The organism is Fodinicurvata sp. EGI_FJ10296, assembly GCF_040712075.1.
Lineage (GTDB): Bacteria > Pseudomonadota > Alphaproteobacteria > DSM-16000 > Inquilinaceae > JBFCVL01.
Genome location: NZ_JBFCVL010000006.1, coordinates 352,247 through 368,181, shown reverse-complemented (window position 1 = coordinate 368,181; position 15,935 = coordinate 352,247). Strand labels below are relative to the sequence as shown.

The 15,935-nt window shown below is 65.5% G+C and carries 13 protein-coding genes; 5 read left to right on the top strand and 8 right to left on the bottom strand.

Annotated elements, in window-relative coordinates; all coding sequences use genetic code 11:
• Window positions 1-59: 59 nt before the first annotated feature.
• Window positions 60-362, bottom strand: coding sequence for a 50S ribosomal protein L28 (gene rpmB, locus ABZ728_RS15335; RefSeq protein ID WP_366657101.1), 303 nt, complete (start codon window positions 360-362; stop codon window positions 60-62).
• A 172-nt stretch (window positions 363-534) separates the two neighbouring features.
• A complete protein-coding gene (gene xseA / locus ABZ728_RS15330; RefSeq protein ID WP_366657100.1) occupies window positions 535-2,232 on the bottom strand; it encodes an exodeoxyribonuclease VII large subunit in 1,698 nt (565 codons plus the stop codon).
• Window positions 2,233-2,357: 125 nt separating this feature from the next.
• Between xseA and purD the strand changes: the two genes are divergently transcribed.
• The gene (gene purD / locus ABZ728_RS15325; protein ID WP_366657203.1) at window positions 2,358-3,653 is read left to right on the top strand and encodes a phosphoribosylamine--glycine ligase; all 1,296 of its coding nucleotides are present in this window, start codon (window positions 2,358-2,360) and stop codon (window positions 3,651-3,653) included.
• A gap of 4 nt (window positions 3,654-3,657) precedes the next feature.
• On the opposite strand, the gene ABZ728_RS15320 is transcribed toward purD, so the two are convergent.
• Window positions 3,658-4,248 carry a nucleoside deaminase gene (locus ABZ728_RS15320; RefSeq protein WP_366657099.1) on the bottom strand — a complete coding sequence of 197 codons (591 nt, stop codon included), beginning with the start codon at window positions 4,246-4,248 and terminating at the stop codon, window positions 3,658-3,660.
• A 44-nt stretch (window positions 4,249-4,292) separates the two neighbouring features.
• Here ABZ728_RS15320 and ABZ728_RS15315 point away from each other — a divergent pair, with 44 nt between their 5' ends.
• The 3 genes from ABZ728_RS15315 (at window position 4,293) to ABZ728_RS15305 (ending at window position 7,083) form a co-directional block, all read left to right on the top strand.
• Window positions 4,293-5,480: a pseudouridine synthase gene (locus tag ABZ728_RS15315; RefSeq protein WP_366657098.1), complete on the top strand. Its 1,188-nt coding sequence runs from the start codon at window positions 4,293-4,295 to the stop codon at window positions 5,478-5,480.
• Window positions 5,461-6,084, top strand: coding sequence for an RsmD family RNA methyltransferase (locus tag ABZ728_RS15310; protein WP_366657097.1), 624 nt, complete (start codon window positions 5,461-5,463; stop codon window positions 6,082-6,084). The genes ABZ728_RS15315 and ABZ728_RS15310 overlap by 20 nt, the downstream gene beginning before the upstream one ends.
• A gap of 84 nt (window positions 6,085-6,168) precedes the next feature.
• Window positions 6,169-7,083, top strand: coding sequence for a pirin family protein (locus ABZ728_RS15305; RefSeq protein ID WP_366657096.1), 915 nt, complete (start codon window positions 6,169-6,171; stop codon window positions 7,081-7,083).
• A gap of 35 nt (window positions 7,084-7,118) precedes the next feature.
• On the opposite strand, the gene ABZ728_RS15300 is transcribed toward ABZ728_RS15305, so the two are convergent.
• Together ABZ728_RS15300 and mutL are read right to left on the bottom strand one after the other, a co-directional pair.
• The gene (locus ABZ728_RS15300) at window positions 7,119-8,708 is read right to left on the bottom strand and encodes an FMN-binding glutamate synthase family protein (RefSeq protein ID WP_366657095.1); all 1,590 of its coding nucleotides are present in this window, start codon (window positions 8,706-8,708) and stop codon (window positions 7,119-7,121) included.
• 119 nt (window positions 8,709-8,827) lie between these two features.
• Window positions 8,828-10,765: a DNA mismatch repair endonuclease MutL gene (gene mutL / locus ABZ728_RS15295; protein ID WP_366657094.1), complete on the bottom strand. Its 1,938-nt coding sequence runs from the start codon at window positions 10,763-10,765 to the stop codon at window positions 8,828-8,830.
• Between the two features lie 297 nt (window positions 10,766-11,062).
• Between mutL and ABZ728_RS15290 the strand changes: the two genes are divergently transcribed.
• Window positions 11,063-11,755 (top strand): hypothetical protein, encoded by a 693-nt coding sequence (locus ABZ728_RS15290; RefSeq protein ID WP_366657093.1) that lies wholly within the window; start codon window positions 11,063-11,065, stop codon window positions 11,753-11,755.
• 60 nt (window positions 11,756-11,815) lie between these two features.
• Here the strand turns inward: ABZ728_RS15290 and ABZ728_RS15285 are convergent, their stop codons facing one another.
• The 3 genes from ABZ728_RS15285 to ABZ728_RS15275 form a co-directional block, all read right to left on the bottom strand.
• Window positions 11,816-12,694 (bottom strand): M48 family metallopeptidase, encoded by an 879-nt coding sequence (locus tag ABZ728_RS15285; protein WP_366657092.1) that lies wholly within the window; start codon window positions 12,692-12,694, stop codon window positions 11,816-11,818.
• A 154-nt stretch (window positions 12,695-12,848) separates the two neighbouring features.
• A complete protein-coding gene (gene pgi / locus ABZ728_RS15280; protein ID WP_366657091.1) occupies window positions 12,849-14,507 on the bottom strand; it encodes a glucose-6-phosphate isomerase in 1,659 nt (552 codons plus the stop codon).
• Between the two features lie 47 nt (window positions 14,508-14,554).
• Complete coding sequence (locus ABZ728_RS15275; protein ID WP_366657090.1) at window positions 14,555-15,919, bottom strand: pitrilysin family protein; 1,365 nt, start codon at window positions 15,917-15,919, stop codon at window positions 14,555-14,557.
• Between the last annotated feature and the right edge of the window lie 16 nt (window positions 15,920-15,935).

The following is a 15,935-nucleotide window of genomic DNA, read 5'->3' as shown; positions in this document are numbered from 1 at the left end:
AAAACCCGGTGAAGCATGGCCTCACCGGGAGATTGGATCGTGTCGCGTCAGGCCGGACTTTATGCCGAAGCAGAATTCCGCGCTTCGACGGCTTTGGCAACTCGGCCGCGAAGCCGACGCATATCAGTGCTCAGCTCCGATGGGCGCGCTGCCAGCAAGAAGCCGTCGATGCCGCCGCGATGTTCCACCGTGCGAATGGCGTTGGCCGACAAGCGCATCCGGAAGCTTTCCTTGAGCGAATCCGACAGCAGCGTAACGGGCTGAAGGTTCGGCAGGAAGCGACGCCGGGTCTTGTTGTTCGCGTGGCTGACGTTGTTGCCCGACTGCACGCCTTTTCCGGTCAAACCGCACCGTCTTGCCATTTTACTCTCCTGAAACCAAACAAACCGATTATCGCGTGCCGAACAGCCGGCCCACGCGCGAAGGGAAAGCGACCGTTGGTCTGCCTTTCGCCCGCAGAAAAAATTACGCCGGGATACCCAGCGTGCCGCGCGGATATACGAAATCCGCATCACCGCGTCAAGCGTTCCGAACTCAGAACAAACGCCCCTGCCCGGTTTCGCCGTTGCCGGCAGACGACTTGCGCACCGCCGCCGCCGTCTTCCGCGGTGCCTGGTGTTGCCCCGGATTCTGCCCCTGGTTTTGCCCCTGCCGTTCATCCGCCTCGATAGCACTTTCGCTGCCACCGGAAGCGGTCGGCAGGATTTCCGCGTCCCGGTATTGTCCTTCACTGAACTCCAGGCGAATCCGGTCGCCGGCCGTCAAGGCGGCGGGATCGGTGACAGCGACGCCGTCCGGGCCGCGCACCACCGCAAATCCGCGATCCAGCGTCTTCTTGTAGCTATAGCTTTCCAGCAGCTTGCCCTGCGCCTCCAGCCTTTGTGCCGTCGTGGCGAACGTGCCCTGCCCGGCCCGCGTCAGCCGGCCGTCGAGATCGGCCAGTCGTTGCCGACGGTCCTGCATCGATCTGACCAGCGGCGCCGTCACCAGTCTGGCGCCAACACGGCCCAGATCACCCTGCAAACGCCGCAGCAAAACGGCGCGCGCCGCATCCTGTCTGGCTCCGGTCTCGCGCACGCGGCGCGCCGCCTCGCGCAGGGACTGCCGGGGATGAGGGATCGCCGCGACAGATTGCGCGACGCGGGCGCGGTAACGGTCGATCAGGACCGGCAAGGCTCTGTCGAGCCGTTCGGCCCGATCGTCAAGGCGCTGGGCCATCGCTTCCCACAGCCGGGCCGGATCGCCCAGTGCCTTGCCGGCACTCTCGATCCGAAACCGGCGGTCATCCAGCAGCCGGGCGGTCGCCCCCTCCAGCCGTCCGGCCCGGTCCAGAACGTCGGCCAGCAATTCCGACCGCACCGGAACCGCCATCTCGGCCGCCGCGCTCGGGGTCGGTGCACGGCGATCGGCGGCCAGATCGATCAGCGTCGTGTCTGTCTCGTGCCCGACGGCGGAAATAACCGGAATGATGCTGGCGGCCGCTGCGCGCACCACCGATTCCTCGTTGAAGGCCATCAGATCTTCCAGGCTGCCACCGCCGCGCGCCACGATCAGGAGGTCCGGCCGCGGGACGTGCCGCCTGGTTCCGGAACCGGCATCGGCGTCCAGCCTGTTGAACCCTTCGATGGCGGCAGCGATCCTTGCAGCCGCGCCTTCGCCTTGCACCGGCACCGGCCAGATCAGGACATGTCGGGGGAATCGCTCTGCCAGCCGGTGCAGGATATCGCGGATCACGGCACCCGTCGGCGACGTCACGACGCCAATGACGGTCGGCAGGAACGGCAGCGGCCGTTTGCGTGCAGCGTCGAACAGACCCTCTGCCGCCAGCCGCCGCTTGCGGTCTTCGAGAAGCTTCAGCAGCGCCCCTTCGCCGGCAAGCTCCATCGACTCGATGACGATCTGGTATTTCGACTGACCGGCATAGGTCGTCAGCCGCCCCGTGCAGACGACCTCCATCCCCTCTTCGGGGCGAATCGACAGCCGCGCGAGCGTCGTTCGCCAGCAGACCGCGTCGAGGACCGCGCGGTCGTCCTTCAGCGTCATATAGAGATGGCCCGAGCCGGGGATTTTTGGCCTGGAAATCTCGCCACGGACGCGAATATGGCCAAATCCGGCCTCGACCGTCTGCTTCAGCGCGGCGGATATCTCGCTGACCGAATATTCAGCCACGTTCGAGGCGGGTCGGCCGGCTGGCGCCGAGGCGGAGCCGGTAAAGGGCAAGTCTTGTGTCATGATCCCCAGATGATACAAACCACATGGCGTCGAACAAGCCCCGCGCCGAGGCCGGCATCATATTTCCCCCGACCAGGTCCTGTGGGTGGACCATGCGGGGCTACGGAGACAATTACGTCATGTCCATGAACATTCTCGTCGTCGGCGGCGGCGGCCGGGAGCATGCCCTGATCGCAGCGCTGGCCGCGGCGCCGAGCCGGCCAACGATCGTCTGCGCCCCCGGCAATCCCGGCATCGCGGAGATCGCCACCTGCAAGCCGATCGCGGCGGACGACATCGACGCCTTGTCCGATCTTGCCCGATCGATGGGCGCCGATCTGGTGGTCATCGGACCCGAGGCACCGCTGATGCTGGGTCTGGCCGACCGGCTGCGCGCCGCCGGCATTCCCGTTTGCGGGCCGGATGCCGCAGCCGCCCGGCTTGAGGGCTCCAAGGCCTTTACCAAGGACTTCTGCGACCGGCACGCCATTCCGACAGCAGCCTATGCGACCTTCACCGACCCCCATGCCGCCCGCGCCCATATCCGCGACCGCCATGCCCGCTCCGGCGGCGCGCCGATCGTCGTCAAGGCCGACGGGCTGGCCGCCGGCAAGGGCGTGGTCGTCGCCGCGACCGAAGCCGAAGCTCTGGCCGCAGTCGACGCTGCAATGGTCGATGGCGCCTTCGGCGATGCCGGGGCCACGGTCGTGATCGAGGAATTCATGACGGGCCGCGAAGTCAGTGTTTTTGCCCTGTGCGACGGCAACGACGCGATCATGCTGGCCACGGCTCATGACTACAAGCGCGTCGGTGACGGCGATACCGGCGCAAACACGGGCGGCATGGGATCGGTTTCGCCGACGCCGCGTCTGACCCCGGCGCTGGAGGAACGGGTGATGGCCGAGGTCATCCGCCCGACCGTCGCCGGCATGAAGGCCGACGGCGCACCGTTCGTCGGCGTGCTCTATGCCGGCTTGATGCTGACGCCGGAGGGGCCGAAGCTGGTCGAATACAATGTCCGATTCGGCGACCCGGAATGCCAGGTGCTGATGCCCCGGCTGCAAAGCGACGCGGCGACCCTGCTGCGCGCGGCGGCAACGGGGTCGCTTGGCACCGTCCGTCCCGAATGGCGGCGCGAAGCGGCGGTCTGCGTCGTCATGGCCAGTCGGGGCTATCCGGGCGCCTATGCAAGGGGAACGCGCATCGCCGGGCTGGACGCTGCGACGGCGATGCCCGGCGTCACCATCTTCCATGCCGGCACCGCCACTGCGCCCGACGGCGCGCTGATCGCCGCAGGCGGACGGGTACTGGGCATCACCGCACTCGGCGACAGTGTCGCTGCAGCGCGGGATCGAGCCTATGCCGCCGTCAGCGCGATCGACTGGCCCGAGGGGTTCTATCGAACGGATATCGCGCAGCCGGATGATCCCCCACCCGGCTGAGGCGTCAGGATCCGGGTGTGGACATGCGGTCGCGCCAGGTCTCGGCCTTGCGTCCGTCGCCGCCGGCGGTGCTGCGGCGCCGGGCACCCCGCCGCGAGCGGAAGAACGACCGCAGCAGCGCCGCCGACCGCCCGCCATCATCGAACTGCTCGACCTCCGGGCGGTGATGGCAGGTCGGTTGGCCGAAGAACCGGGGCCCGTTGACGACCGCGCCGCCCTTGGGATCCTCGGCGGCGAACACCACGCGAGCGACCCTGGCAAAGCTGATCGCCGCCGCGCACATTGCGCACGGCTCCAGAGTGACATAAAGAACGGTGCCGGGCAGCCGCGGCCGGCCCGTGTGTCGGGCGGCCGCACGCAGGACCAGGATTTCGGCATGGCCCGCCGGATCGGGCGCACATGCTTCCGGGTCCGGAGAATCGGTGCAATAGCCTTCAACCGCGTTTCCGGCCCGGGCCAGGATGACGCCGTCGGCATCCGCCAGCACGGCGCCGATGGGGACTTCGCCCCGGCCGGCGGCGCGTTCGGCTTCATCGATCGCGGCGGCCATGAGCCGGGCGGACGTTCGGGTGTCGGACGGGTGGTTAAGTGACATGGGCGATATGATATCATAACCGCCGGAACGAAGGATCGATGAGTATGGCCGAGAACCGCGACCAGAAGCCAAAAGACAAAGCCGTCCCTCCGGACGCCCCTGGGGACGCCCCTGGGGACGCCCCTGGGGACGCCCCTGGCACCTCCGGCGATGACGGCCGGGAACGGATCGCGAAGGTCATGGCCCGTGCCGGACTCTGCTCGCGCCGCGAAGCGGAGACCTGGATCACCGGGGGGCGCGTGGCCGTGAATGGCGAGGTGCTGACCAGCCCGGCCATTGCCGTCGGCCCCCGGGACCGGGTTCTGGTCGACGGCCGCCCACTGCCGGCGCGGGAACCACCGCGTGTCTGGCGGTACTACAAGCCCGTCGGGCTGGTCACGACCAGCAAGGACGAAGCCGGACGGCCCACGGTATTCGAAGCCCTTCCAACCGAGATACCCCGCGTCATGAGCGTCGGACGTCTCGATCTGACCAGTGAAGGCCTGCTGCTGCTGACCAATGACGGTGAGTTGGCACGCCATCTGGAAATGCCGAGCACGGGCTGGATCCGCCGTTACCGTGTCAGGGTTCACGGCCGGGTGGACGAGAAACAGCTTGCGACCCTGGCTGGCGGGATCACGATCGAGGGCGTTCGCTATCAGGGCATCGAAGCTGCGCTCGATCGCCAGCAGGGCGCGAACGCGTGGCTGACCGTCGGGCTCAAGGAAGGCAAGAACCGCGAAGTCCGCAAGGTGATGGAAGCTCTGGGCTATTCCGTCAGCCGGCTGATCCGGGTGTCGTACGGGCCGTTCCAGCTTGGCAACCTGCGCGAAGGCGAGGTCGAAGAGCTCCGCGCCAGTGTGTTGCGCGACCAGCTTGGCGCCATTCTGGCGACCCTGACCAAACGCACCGGCACCTGGACGGGGTCGGGGACTCCTGGGCCGGAAACTGGAGGGACGGGCGGCAAGGCAGAGCCCGCGAAGACATACACAAAGGCCGGCACAGGACGACCGCCGCGTTCGCTCCCGCCGCACAGCAAGGCAGCGGCCGGGGCCGCACCCAAGTCACCCACGGGGGCCGGCAAGGCCGCCGACCGGCCGGGGCAGCCCAACCGCAAGCCGCGCCCGAAACCGGCGCCACAGCCGATGGAGGAGCGCGCCTCCGCCGACCGCGACTCTCACCGTGGTCGCTCGGGTTCGTCCGGCGCAAACAGCAGCGGCAAGGCACATCGCCATGCGGATCGTCGGCGGTAGCCTGCGGGGGCGCAGACTCGCCCCGGTTCCAGACAAGGGGGTCCGCCCGACATCCGACCGACTGCGGGAAAGCCTGTTCAACATCCTGCAGCATCACGGCTGGCTGCCGGTGAACGACCCGGTGTCTGGCGATGCGGAAACAACGCAGGGCGGGCCATCGGTCGTGCTCGACGCCTTTTGCGGCACGGGCGCGCTGGCGCTGGAGGCCCTGTCGCGCGGCGTCGACCGGGCCCTGCTGATGGATCGCCATGCCCCGACCCTCGCCACCGCGCGCGACAACGCCGCCACACTGGGCGTCGAAGATCGGTGCCGGTTTGTAAAATGCGACGCGACCCGGCCGCCGTACTCGTCCGACGCCGCCGGCCTGTGTTTCCTGGACCCGCCCTATCGTCAGGGCCTGTTGCTGCCGGCGCTATCCGCGCTCGATGCCAGGGGATGGATAGCACCGGGCGCGATCTGCATCCTGGAAGCTGACGCACTTGACCCGATCGACCTGCCGCCGCAATTCGAGGTGCTCGACGATCGGCGCCTGGGCAAGACCCGCGTCGTCATCGCCGGCAGAAACCCGGGGCATTTCGTGCCAGGATCAGATCAGAGCCAATAGCAACGAGATTAGTTCGGTGCAGAAGACGCCTGTTCCGGACTACACTGGTCCATGCGGACCGACGCATTCAATCAGGAGCCCGGCATGAGCTGGTTGCCGTCGAAAGATCCCGCCGAAACCGGTGTCATGCCCGAGGGCGTCGACCTGCTGGTTGTGCCCCGCGTCCGCGACATCGGCGGGTTCGAGGTGCGCCGCGCGCTGCCGTCGGTGAAACGCAAGACGGTCGGCCCGTTCGTTTTTCTCGACCAGATGGGCCCGACGGAGGTCATGACCGGGAGCAGCCTCGACGTGCGCCCGCATCCCCATATCGGGCTTTCCACGCTGACCTATCTGCTCAGCGGTTCCATCGTCCATCGCGACAGCCTGGGCACGGTCAGCACCATCGAACCCGGTGCCGTCAACTGGATGACGGCCGGTCGCGGGATCGCGCATTCCGAACGCACATCGCCGCTCGACACACCGTCCGGACAGACGTTGTTCGGCTTGCAGGCATGGGTCGCGCTGCCGAAGGCAAAAGAGGAAGGCGAACCTTCGTTCCTGCATCATGGCGCCGACAAATTGCCGGAGGAATCCGGCGAAGGTGTCACTGCCCGCGTCGTGGCCGGCACGATTTTCGGCCGCTCCTCACCGCTGTCGGCATCCAACGACGCGGTCTATGCCGATATCGCCATGGCGCCGGGCGCGCGCCTCGATATCCCCGCGACGGTGCCCGATCGGGCGCTCTATCTGGTGTCGGGCGAAATCGCCATCGAGGGGCAGAGCTTTGCCGCCGGACAGCTGATCGTGCTTAAACCGGGGGCGATCATCACGCTGGCGACGTCGGCCCCGGCCCGGATGATTCTGATGGGCGGGGAGCCGCTGGACGGACCGCGGCATATCTGGTGGAACTTCGTCTCATCCTCGAAAGAACGCATCGAGGCCGCCAAGGCCGATTGGGCGGCCGGCCGTTTCGCCGCCGTGCCGGGCGATGATGAAGCATTGCCGCTTCCGGGCCGCTGATCCTCGAACCGGAATGCTGCCTCGGCGGCGGCCGGTCACACCGCTGCCGCGAACCGATCGGCAGCGGCCATCGCCCACCAACGGCCGTAAATGGTATCGTCGGGCGCGTCGAGCAGGATGCCCGGCGTCAGGAAATCATAGATTGAATCGGCCGAATGCACTTCGTTTCCGGCCATACGAATCCGCAGATGATAGGGGCGAAGGTCCCACGGATGGCTCAGCCCTGCAGCCCCGACATATTCCGATAACGCCGCCACGGTGTTTCTGTGAAAGTGGTAGACCCTTGGCGCCTTGTCCTCGACCACCAGGCCGGCCTCGCGCCATCGGTCCTGAGTGGCCACGCCCACCGGGCAATGGCCGGTATGGCACTGCTTCGTCTGCACGCATCCCAGCGAGAACATGAACGGCCGGGCCGCGTTGCACCAGTCGGCGCCAAGCGCAATGTTGGCGGCCATGTCATGGCCATCGACCACCTTGCCGGCGGCGGCGATCTTGATCCGGTGGCGCAGATTAGCGCCGGTCAGGGCGTTCACGACGAAGATCAGCCCTTCTCTCAGCGGTGTGCCGACATGATTGGACAATTCGGCCGGTGCCGCCCCGGTGCCGCCTTCGGCTCCGTCGACCACGATGAAGTCGGGCGTAATGCCGGTTTTCAGCATGGCCTTGACCAGCGCCAGGAATTCCCACCGGTGACCGACACACAGCTTGAATCCGACCGGCTTGCCGCCCGACAACTCGCGCAACTCTGCGATCCAGGTCATCAGGCCGACCGGATCGGAAAAGGCGCTGTGGCCCGGCGGGGAAAGAACGTCCAGGCCGATCGGAACACCGCGCGCATCGGCGATTTCCTGTGTCACCTTCGCCCCCGGCAAGAGCCCGCCCTTGCCCGGCTTGGCGCCCTGGCTCAGTTTGATTTCGATCATCCTGACCTGATCCGATGACGCGCGGTCGGCAAACGCTTTCGGATCGAATCGGCCGTCCGGGGTGCGGCATCCGAAATATCCGGTACCGATCTCCCACACCAGATCGCCGCCATGAATCCGATGATGGCTGGAAATCCCACCCTCGCCGGTATCGTGATAAAAGTTGCCCATTTTGGCGCCCTGGTTCAGCGCCTCGACCGCCCGCCCGCTCAACGAGCCGAAACTCATCGCCGAAATGTTGAAGACGGACGCGCTATAGGGCTTTGCGCAGTCAGCATCGCCGATGGTGATGCGATAAGCCTCGGCATCCTGTTTGCGGCCCTGCATGGCGTGGTTGATCCACTCGTAGCCCGGTGAATACGGGTCCCGATCGGTTCCGAACGCCTGAACGCTTTCGACATTCTTGGCGCGCTTGTAGACCAGCGCCCGTTGGTCATGACTATAGGGCCGGCCCTGATGATCGCTGTCGAGCAGGTACTCGCGCAGATAAGGGCGCAGCCATTCGAAAAACCAGCGGAAATGGGCGCTAACCGGATAAACGCGCTTCAACGAATGGGATTCCTGGCAAAGATCCCAAACACCCAGGAACGCCAGAGGCGCCAACACGATCAAGGGCAGCAGCCACAGCGCCGAGGCGGCAAGCCCAAGGCCGAGAAACAGAAGCGTCAGAAATACGATCGCAAGAAACGGAATATAGCGCATGTCGGGAGCTCGCGGCAGGACGGGGTCGCCCGTCAGGCTTGGCCACCGCACCGTCGAATGTCAATGCAAACCACGAACCAACACTTCGGGGGCAAACCACCAGGCCGGACCGACATCCGTCAACGGCGTCCGAACAGCTTCTCGATGTCCTTGAGGCCGAGGGAGATATAGGTCGGCCGGCCGTGGTTGCATTGACCGCTATGGGGCGTCGCCTCCATCCGGCGCAGCAGGGCATCCATTTCAGCCGTCGTCAGCCGGCGACCGGAGCGCACGCTGCCGTGACAGGCCATGGTCGAGCAGACGGCCTCCAGCCGCTCGGTCAGGGCCGAGGTGTCGTCGATATCCTCCAGCCGGTCGGCCAGATCGCGGACCAGCGCACCGGCGTCGGCCTGCCCCAGCATGGCCGGAATTGACCGCACCGCAACGGCGCCGTCACCGAAACCGTCCACCTCCAGCCCCAGCCGCGACAGTTCCTCGGCCCGATCCACGATCCGGTCGCGGGCGGCCATCGGCAACTCGACCACTTCGGGGATCAGCAGCCGTTGTGCCCTGACCGGGCCGGACAGCAGATCCGCCTTCATATCCTCGTACACCAGACGTTCATGGGCGGCATGCTGGTCGACGATCACCAGGCCGTCGCCGGTCTGGGCGATGATGTAGTTCTCGTGGAGCTGGGCGCGCGCGGCACCGAGTGGATGATCCGGTCGATCGTCCGGGGCCGCTGGCGCATCGTCAGCGGCCGCGTGCTCTCTGACATGGTCGGAGGACGGACCGGGATCCTCCACACCGCGCGCTGAGGGCGGCGGCATCCAGGGCGCGGACAGCTGCGCATTCATACCCGAAGTCCCGCCGACCGGCGCCTGAAACCGGCCCGATGCGTCGAGCGCCGCCGAAGACGGCCGCGCGGCCGAACCCTGCCCCCAACCCCCATGCGGGACCATCGGCCGGCGGCCGGTGGGGTCTGACGCTCCGGCGGGTTCCGGGCGAAAAGCACCCAGCGCACCGGTTCCGCCGGTTGTCGCCGATCGATGACCGGCATCGGCCAGTGCCTTTTTGATCGCCGACACGACCAGCCCCCGGACCATGCCCGCATCCCGGAACCGCACCTCGGCCTTGGCCGGGTGTACGTTCACGTCAACCTGCGACCCCGGCAGACCGAGAAAGAGCGCAAGCACCGGGTGGCGGTCGCGGGGCAGCAGATCGCCATACGCGCCTTTGACGGCACCGATAAGCAGCTTGTCGCGCACGGGACGTTCGTTGACGAACAGGAACTGATGCAGCCCATTGCCCCGGTGAAAGGTAGGCAGGCCAACGAAACCCGACAGCACCATTTCTTCGCGCTCGGCCGCCACCGGAACGGCGTTGTCGGCAAAGGCACGGCCGAGAATGGCCCCCAGTCTCGTGAGCCGGCGATCGTTGCCGGCCTGCTCCGGACACTCTCCTGACCGCAGAGCCGGCGCCGGATCAAGCTTGAGGATCGCCCGCTTCTCGTCGCGGAGCGTGAAGCCGACCGCAGGGCACGCCATGGCCAGCCGCGAGACGACATCGGTTATGGCCGCCTGTTCGGCGCGACCGGATTTGAGGAATTTCAGCCGGGCGGGCGTGGCATGAAACAGGTCGCGCACTTCGACCCGGGTGCCACCATTGCCGGCCGCGGGAACGGGTTCACTCACCTGCCCGGCATCAACCGACAGCGACCACGCCTGATCCGCGGTGCGGGTTCGGCTGGTGATCGTCATCCGGCTCACCGAGCCGATCGACGGCAATGCCTCGCCCCGAAACCCAAGCGTGCCGATCGCCAGCAGATCGTCGCCGTCCAGCTTCGACGTCGCGTGGCGCTCCACCGCAACCACGAGATCCTCCGGCCCCATTCCGTCACCGTCATCGGCGACGACAATGAGCGCCCGGCCTCCGTCGCCGATCGTGATATCGATCCGCGACGCCCCGGCGTCGACGGCATTTTCCGCCAGTTCCTTCACCACGGCCGCCGGGCGTTCGACGACCTCGCCGGCGGCGATCTGATTGACGAGGACGGATGGCAGGCGTCGGATGGACATGCAGTGCGCTCGGCGGCCCGTGAGGGGATCGTTTGGGGGGCGACGGTGACAGACTACGGTCTTTGGTCCCGACCTGCAAAGCGCCTTCGCTCCCTGTTCCCCATGACTCAAGCAGGATTTGCACAAATCTTGCCGGCTACCACCGCAGCTTGAACGGCGCTGGCCGATGCCGTAGTGTCTCTCTTCAGGAGACAATGGTCGGGTGAATCTCGCTCATTTGCCTGGAAACAAGCACAATCGGGTACCCGCTGAACGCAACAGCCGGGGCTTGATCAACAAGCGCACAGGGAGAACGACTTGCCATTCAAAAACACGAACGAGCCCGCCCCTGACCGCAACCGGCACACCGGGTCATTCATTGCCGGTGCAGCCGCCGTCGCCGTCGGTGCAGCGATCTCAATGCTGCCGGATAGTGCAGCCCACGCAGAAACGATCCAGAGCCTCGGACTTTGCGGTAACACATCTGCCGATGCCCGCTTCGAACTGGCCATGGCGCTATCGGAATCTCCCTGGCAAATCAGTTATCAGGCCGGATATGTCGTCGCACAGGGCATGGCGATGGCACATCCCGCCTCCAGCCAGGTCGAACAAGGCAGCTTCGAAGTGACCGCCGATGGCGCGTTGCGACTCATTCCCCGGGATCCGAACGGGGCCATGGAAGTCACGTTCGACTGGGTCGATGACGAATTGTGGAGTTTCGACTCCGAACCGAGCCTGCCCGACGGCGCGAGGCTGGCGCCGGGCTCGCAGCCGCTTCCGTCTCTCGCCGTCACCGACGACGAACTGGCGGTGCTGACCGACTGCCCGACCAACAGCATCCCTCGGCTCGTCGGCACCGGAACGACGACGATGCAAGGCGTGGCAGCCGAATTCGTGCTGCGTCTGCTGGTCGTCGATCTGGACATGATTTATGGATTTCAGGAGTTTCGTGGCAGCGCGCGCGGGATGACTGTCGTCGAGCGCCGTCCGTTCGTCATGTCGTCCCAGTAACCCTTGCCGACAGCGGTCCCGGCCGAGTCGCGGTTCGGCCGGGATATTCCTGACGCCGCGTCAGGCGCGATAGACATTCAGCGCGTCGGGCATCAGGGCATCGAGTTGTTGCAGGCGGCTGGTGCCGGCGGGGTGGGTCGACAGCCACTCCGGCCCCCGGCCGCCGGCCTGGGCTTGCATTGTCTGCCAGAAATCCATGGATTCGCGGGGATCGTAACCGCCGCGTGCCATGTAGAACAAACCGACGCGGTCGGCTTCGAGTTCCTGATCCCGGCCGAACGGCATGATCATTCCGTACTGCACGCCTGCGCCCATCAATGCCGCAATCTGATCGGCATAGCCGGGATTGCCGGCGCCGAAGGCCGCCGAGATCGCGGCCACGCCGAGTTGCGACATCTGCGACGCGCCCAGCCGCTGCGCTGCGTGCTCCTGGGTGTTGTGGGCGATCTCGTGCCCGACGACGGTGGCCAGTTGCGCATCATTCTCCATATGCCGGAATATGCCTTCGTAGAAGCCAACCTTACCGCCCGGCAAGGCAAAGGCGTTCGCGGAGTCGCCCTGAAACACCAGGAACTCCCACTGCCCGCCGATGCCGTTGGATTGCACGATTCGCCGACCGACGGAGTTCAGTGCGTTCTGCATGCTGCTATTGCGGCTCACGGATGTTTCGCTGCGTATCCGGGCCCAGGTCTCCTCGCCCAGCTGCACGGTTTGCGACCGCGGCGCCGCTGGCGCCATCCGGGCGATATCCGTCGGCTGACAGGCGATCAACGCCGTTCCCGATACGCCGACCATTCCGACCAGGACGGCACGGCGCCCCATGGCGGACCGGGTTGCCGAGGGCACTTGAATGGCCGTGGACCAGTCGATCTTTTCGTCCGTCGATGGGCCGTTCAGAGTTTCGTGATGTGGGTGGGCGCAATCGAACCGGTTACACATGTGGCCATTTCTCCTTATGCCGGGCCCCGCACGAACCAAGGGTCAGAATCCCTGAGCCCCGAAAACCTACCTTACGCTAAGCACACGAAGCACTAGGCGGATAACGGGGCGAAAATGCGGTCTCTGGTGCGAACCGGCCGGGGCGCGGCGGCGGTCAGCCGGGTCGGTGCCCCTTGATCCGGGCGATCAGGCCGCTGGTCGAGGCATCCTGCGCCTTGGGCGCCCCACCCTCCCCGTCCGGGTCGGCCAGTTCGGGAAGAATGATCTTTGCCAACTGCTTGCCCAGTTCCACACCCCATTGGTCGAAACTGAAGATGTCCCAAACCATTCCCTGAACGAAGATCTTATGCTCATAAAGCGCGATGAGCATGCCCAGCGTCCGGGGATCAAGCCGATCCAGAAGAATCGACGTCGATGGCCTGTTGCCGGGGAAGATCTTGTGCGGCACCAGGGCTTCCAGGGCATCGCCGACAAGGCCGCTTTCTTCCAGTTCCGCCCGGGCTTCGGACTCTGTCTTGCCAAAGGCCAGCGCCTCGGTCTGCGCCAGGAAATTCGACAGCAGTATCCGGTGGTGGTCGCCAACCGGATACTGGCTTTCAATCGGGGCGATAAAATCCGACGGGATCAGCTTCGTGCCCTGATGGATCAACTGGTAAAAGGCGTGCTGGCCGTTGGTTCCGGGTTCGCCGAAGATGATCGGGCCCGTCTGCCAGGTGACCGGCTGGCCGTCGCGGTCGACGCGCTTGCCGTTGCTCTCCATATCGGCCTGCTGAAGATAAGCCGGGAAGCGGTGAAGCAGTTGATCGTAGGGAAGCACGGCATGGGTCTGACAGCCGTGGAAATTGTTGTACCAGATGCCGAGCAATCCCAGGATCAGCGGCAGGTTCGATTCAAGTGCCGCTGTCCGGAAGTGGGTGTCCATGGCATGGGCGCCATCCAGGAATTCTCCAAAACGCGCCGGTCCAATGGCCAGCATGACCGGCAGACCGATGGCCGACCACACCGAATAGCGTCCGCCGACCCAGTCCCAGAATTCGAACATCTGGTTGGCATCGATACCGAACGCTTCGACGGCCTGCCGGTTGGTGGACAGGGCGACGAAATGTTTGGCGATATCGGATTCCGCTGCCCCCGACTCGAGGAACCAGGCCCGCGCGGTTCGGGCATTGGTCAAGGTCTCCTGCGTCGTAAAGGTCTTGGACGCGATGATGAACAGCGTCGTCTCGGGGTCGACGTCTTCCAGTGTGCGGGCAATATGGGCCCCGTCCACATTCGACACGAAATGACAGCGGAGACCCTTTTGGACATAGGGCGCCAGCGCCTCGCAGACCATATTCGGACCGAGGTCGGACCCGCCGATGCCGATATTGACGACCGACCGGATCGGCTTCCCGGTGTGCCCCGTCCAGGCACCCGAACGAACACGCTCGGCAAAGTCCGCCATACGGGAAAGCACGCCCCGGATGTCGGGCATGACGTCACGGCCGTCCACCATCACCGGCGCGTCCGATCGATTGCGCAGCGCCGTGTGGAGAACCGGTCGGCCTTCGGTTCGATTGATCGCCGCTCCCGCAAACATGGCGTCGCGATGACCCTCGACGTCGGTCTGACGTGCGAGTTCCACCAGCAACGCCATGGTTTCAGATGTGACCAGGTGCTTGGAATAGTCGACGAATATGCCTTCGAACTCGACCGAGAATCGCTTGAACCGGTCAGCATCCCCGCTGAACAGATCGCGGAGATCCAGGTCGCCCTGCGCCTGCAGATGGCGTTGCAGATCTTTCCAGGCAGCCAGAGCCGTTACATCGGTCATTGATTCGTCTCCATGGCCGTCAAGGTCTCGAAACGGCAGATTCCGGTCTAGCGCCCCAATTCCCTGTCGACGATCTCACGCGCCGAAATCGTTTCGTCGGCGGAGAATTCCTCTGGCGGCTGCCCGACGACGAGAACACTGAGCGCCTCGGGGTCGAGAAGCGAATTCGCTATCCAGTTGACGTCCTCAACCGTCACCGCCTGGATCAGGGCATTGCGCTCCCTGATATAATCTTCACCGAGATTCTGCAACTGCATGCTGAGCAGCATTGAGGAAAGATCGCGCGTCGATGTCAGCTGCAGGGGAAAGGATCCAGTTATATAGCGCTTCGCGTCATCCAGCTCGCTCTGGGTGACCCCGTCTTCGCGCATGGTCGCCCATTCCTGTCTGATCAGATCGAGTGCCGGGACGACATTGCCATGGGCGAGCGAACTGTTGACCATCAGCAGGTTGGCGACATCCGTATTATAGAAGCCGCTGCCGATGCCGTAGGTGAGTCCGCGGCGCTCGCGCACTTCTTCGGTCAGGCGCGAGCCGAAGCCGCCGCCCCCAAGTATGTGGTTCATCACCAGGGCGGCGTAGTAGTCGGGGTGGTCGCGCGAAATACCGGCCTGGGCCAGCATCAGGATGCTTTGCGGGCCCTGCCACTCGACCACCGTGCTGAAAGGTTCCGGCGGTTCCCAGTCGGGCACCTCGGCGGGTTCGCCCGACGCCGGCAGATCGCCGAATGCCCGGTCCAGTGCCGGGCCCAGTTCGTCGGCGGTGATATCACCGGCAACCGCGACGGTCAGGGCGTCGCGGGTGAAGCGCTCCTCGATGAACTGACGAAGATCATCCACTTCGAGCGCCATCAGCGACTCCATGGTACCGCGCGATGGGCGGGCAAAGGGATGATCGCCCAAAACGCGTTCCAGGAAAGCCCGCCGGCCGATCCAACCGGGGTCGCCGGTATTCGACCGGATCGCCCCGGCCACGGAATCGCGCATGCGCTCGACCGGCTCGGGGTCGAATCGGGGCTCCGTCAAGGCCAGGGCCAGAAGGTCGAGCGCCTCGTCGAGATGCTCCTTCGTCGTATAGAGCGTGCCGTTGATCTCCTCGATGCCGGCGGAGAACCGCATCGATATCGACAGATCCGCAAGCCGCCGCTGGAATTCCTGACTGCGGATATCGCCCGCGCCCTCGTCCAGCAGGGTCGTCACCAGATTGGCCCGGCCCTCCTTGCCGGCGGGATCGGTCTCGATGCCGCCGTCGAAGGCAAAGTTGATCGACACAACCGGCACGAAATCGCTCGAAGCCAGATAGGCCTGGACTCCCTGATCGGACACCACCGTTTCGACATGAGAGAACCCATTGCCGCTATCGGCGTCCTGGCCGAGTGCGGTGCCGGACGGACTCAGAAACGCAGTTGTCATTATGGCCCCCAGGACC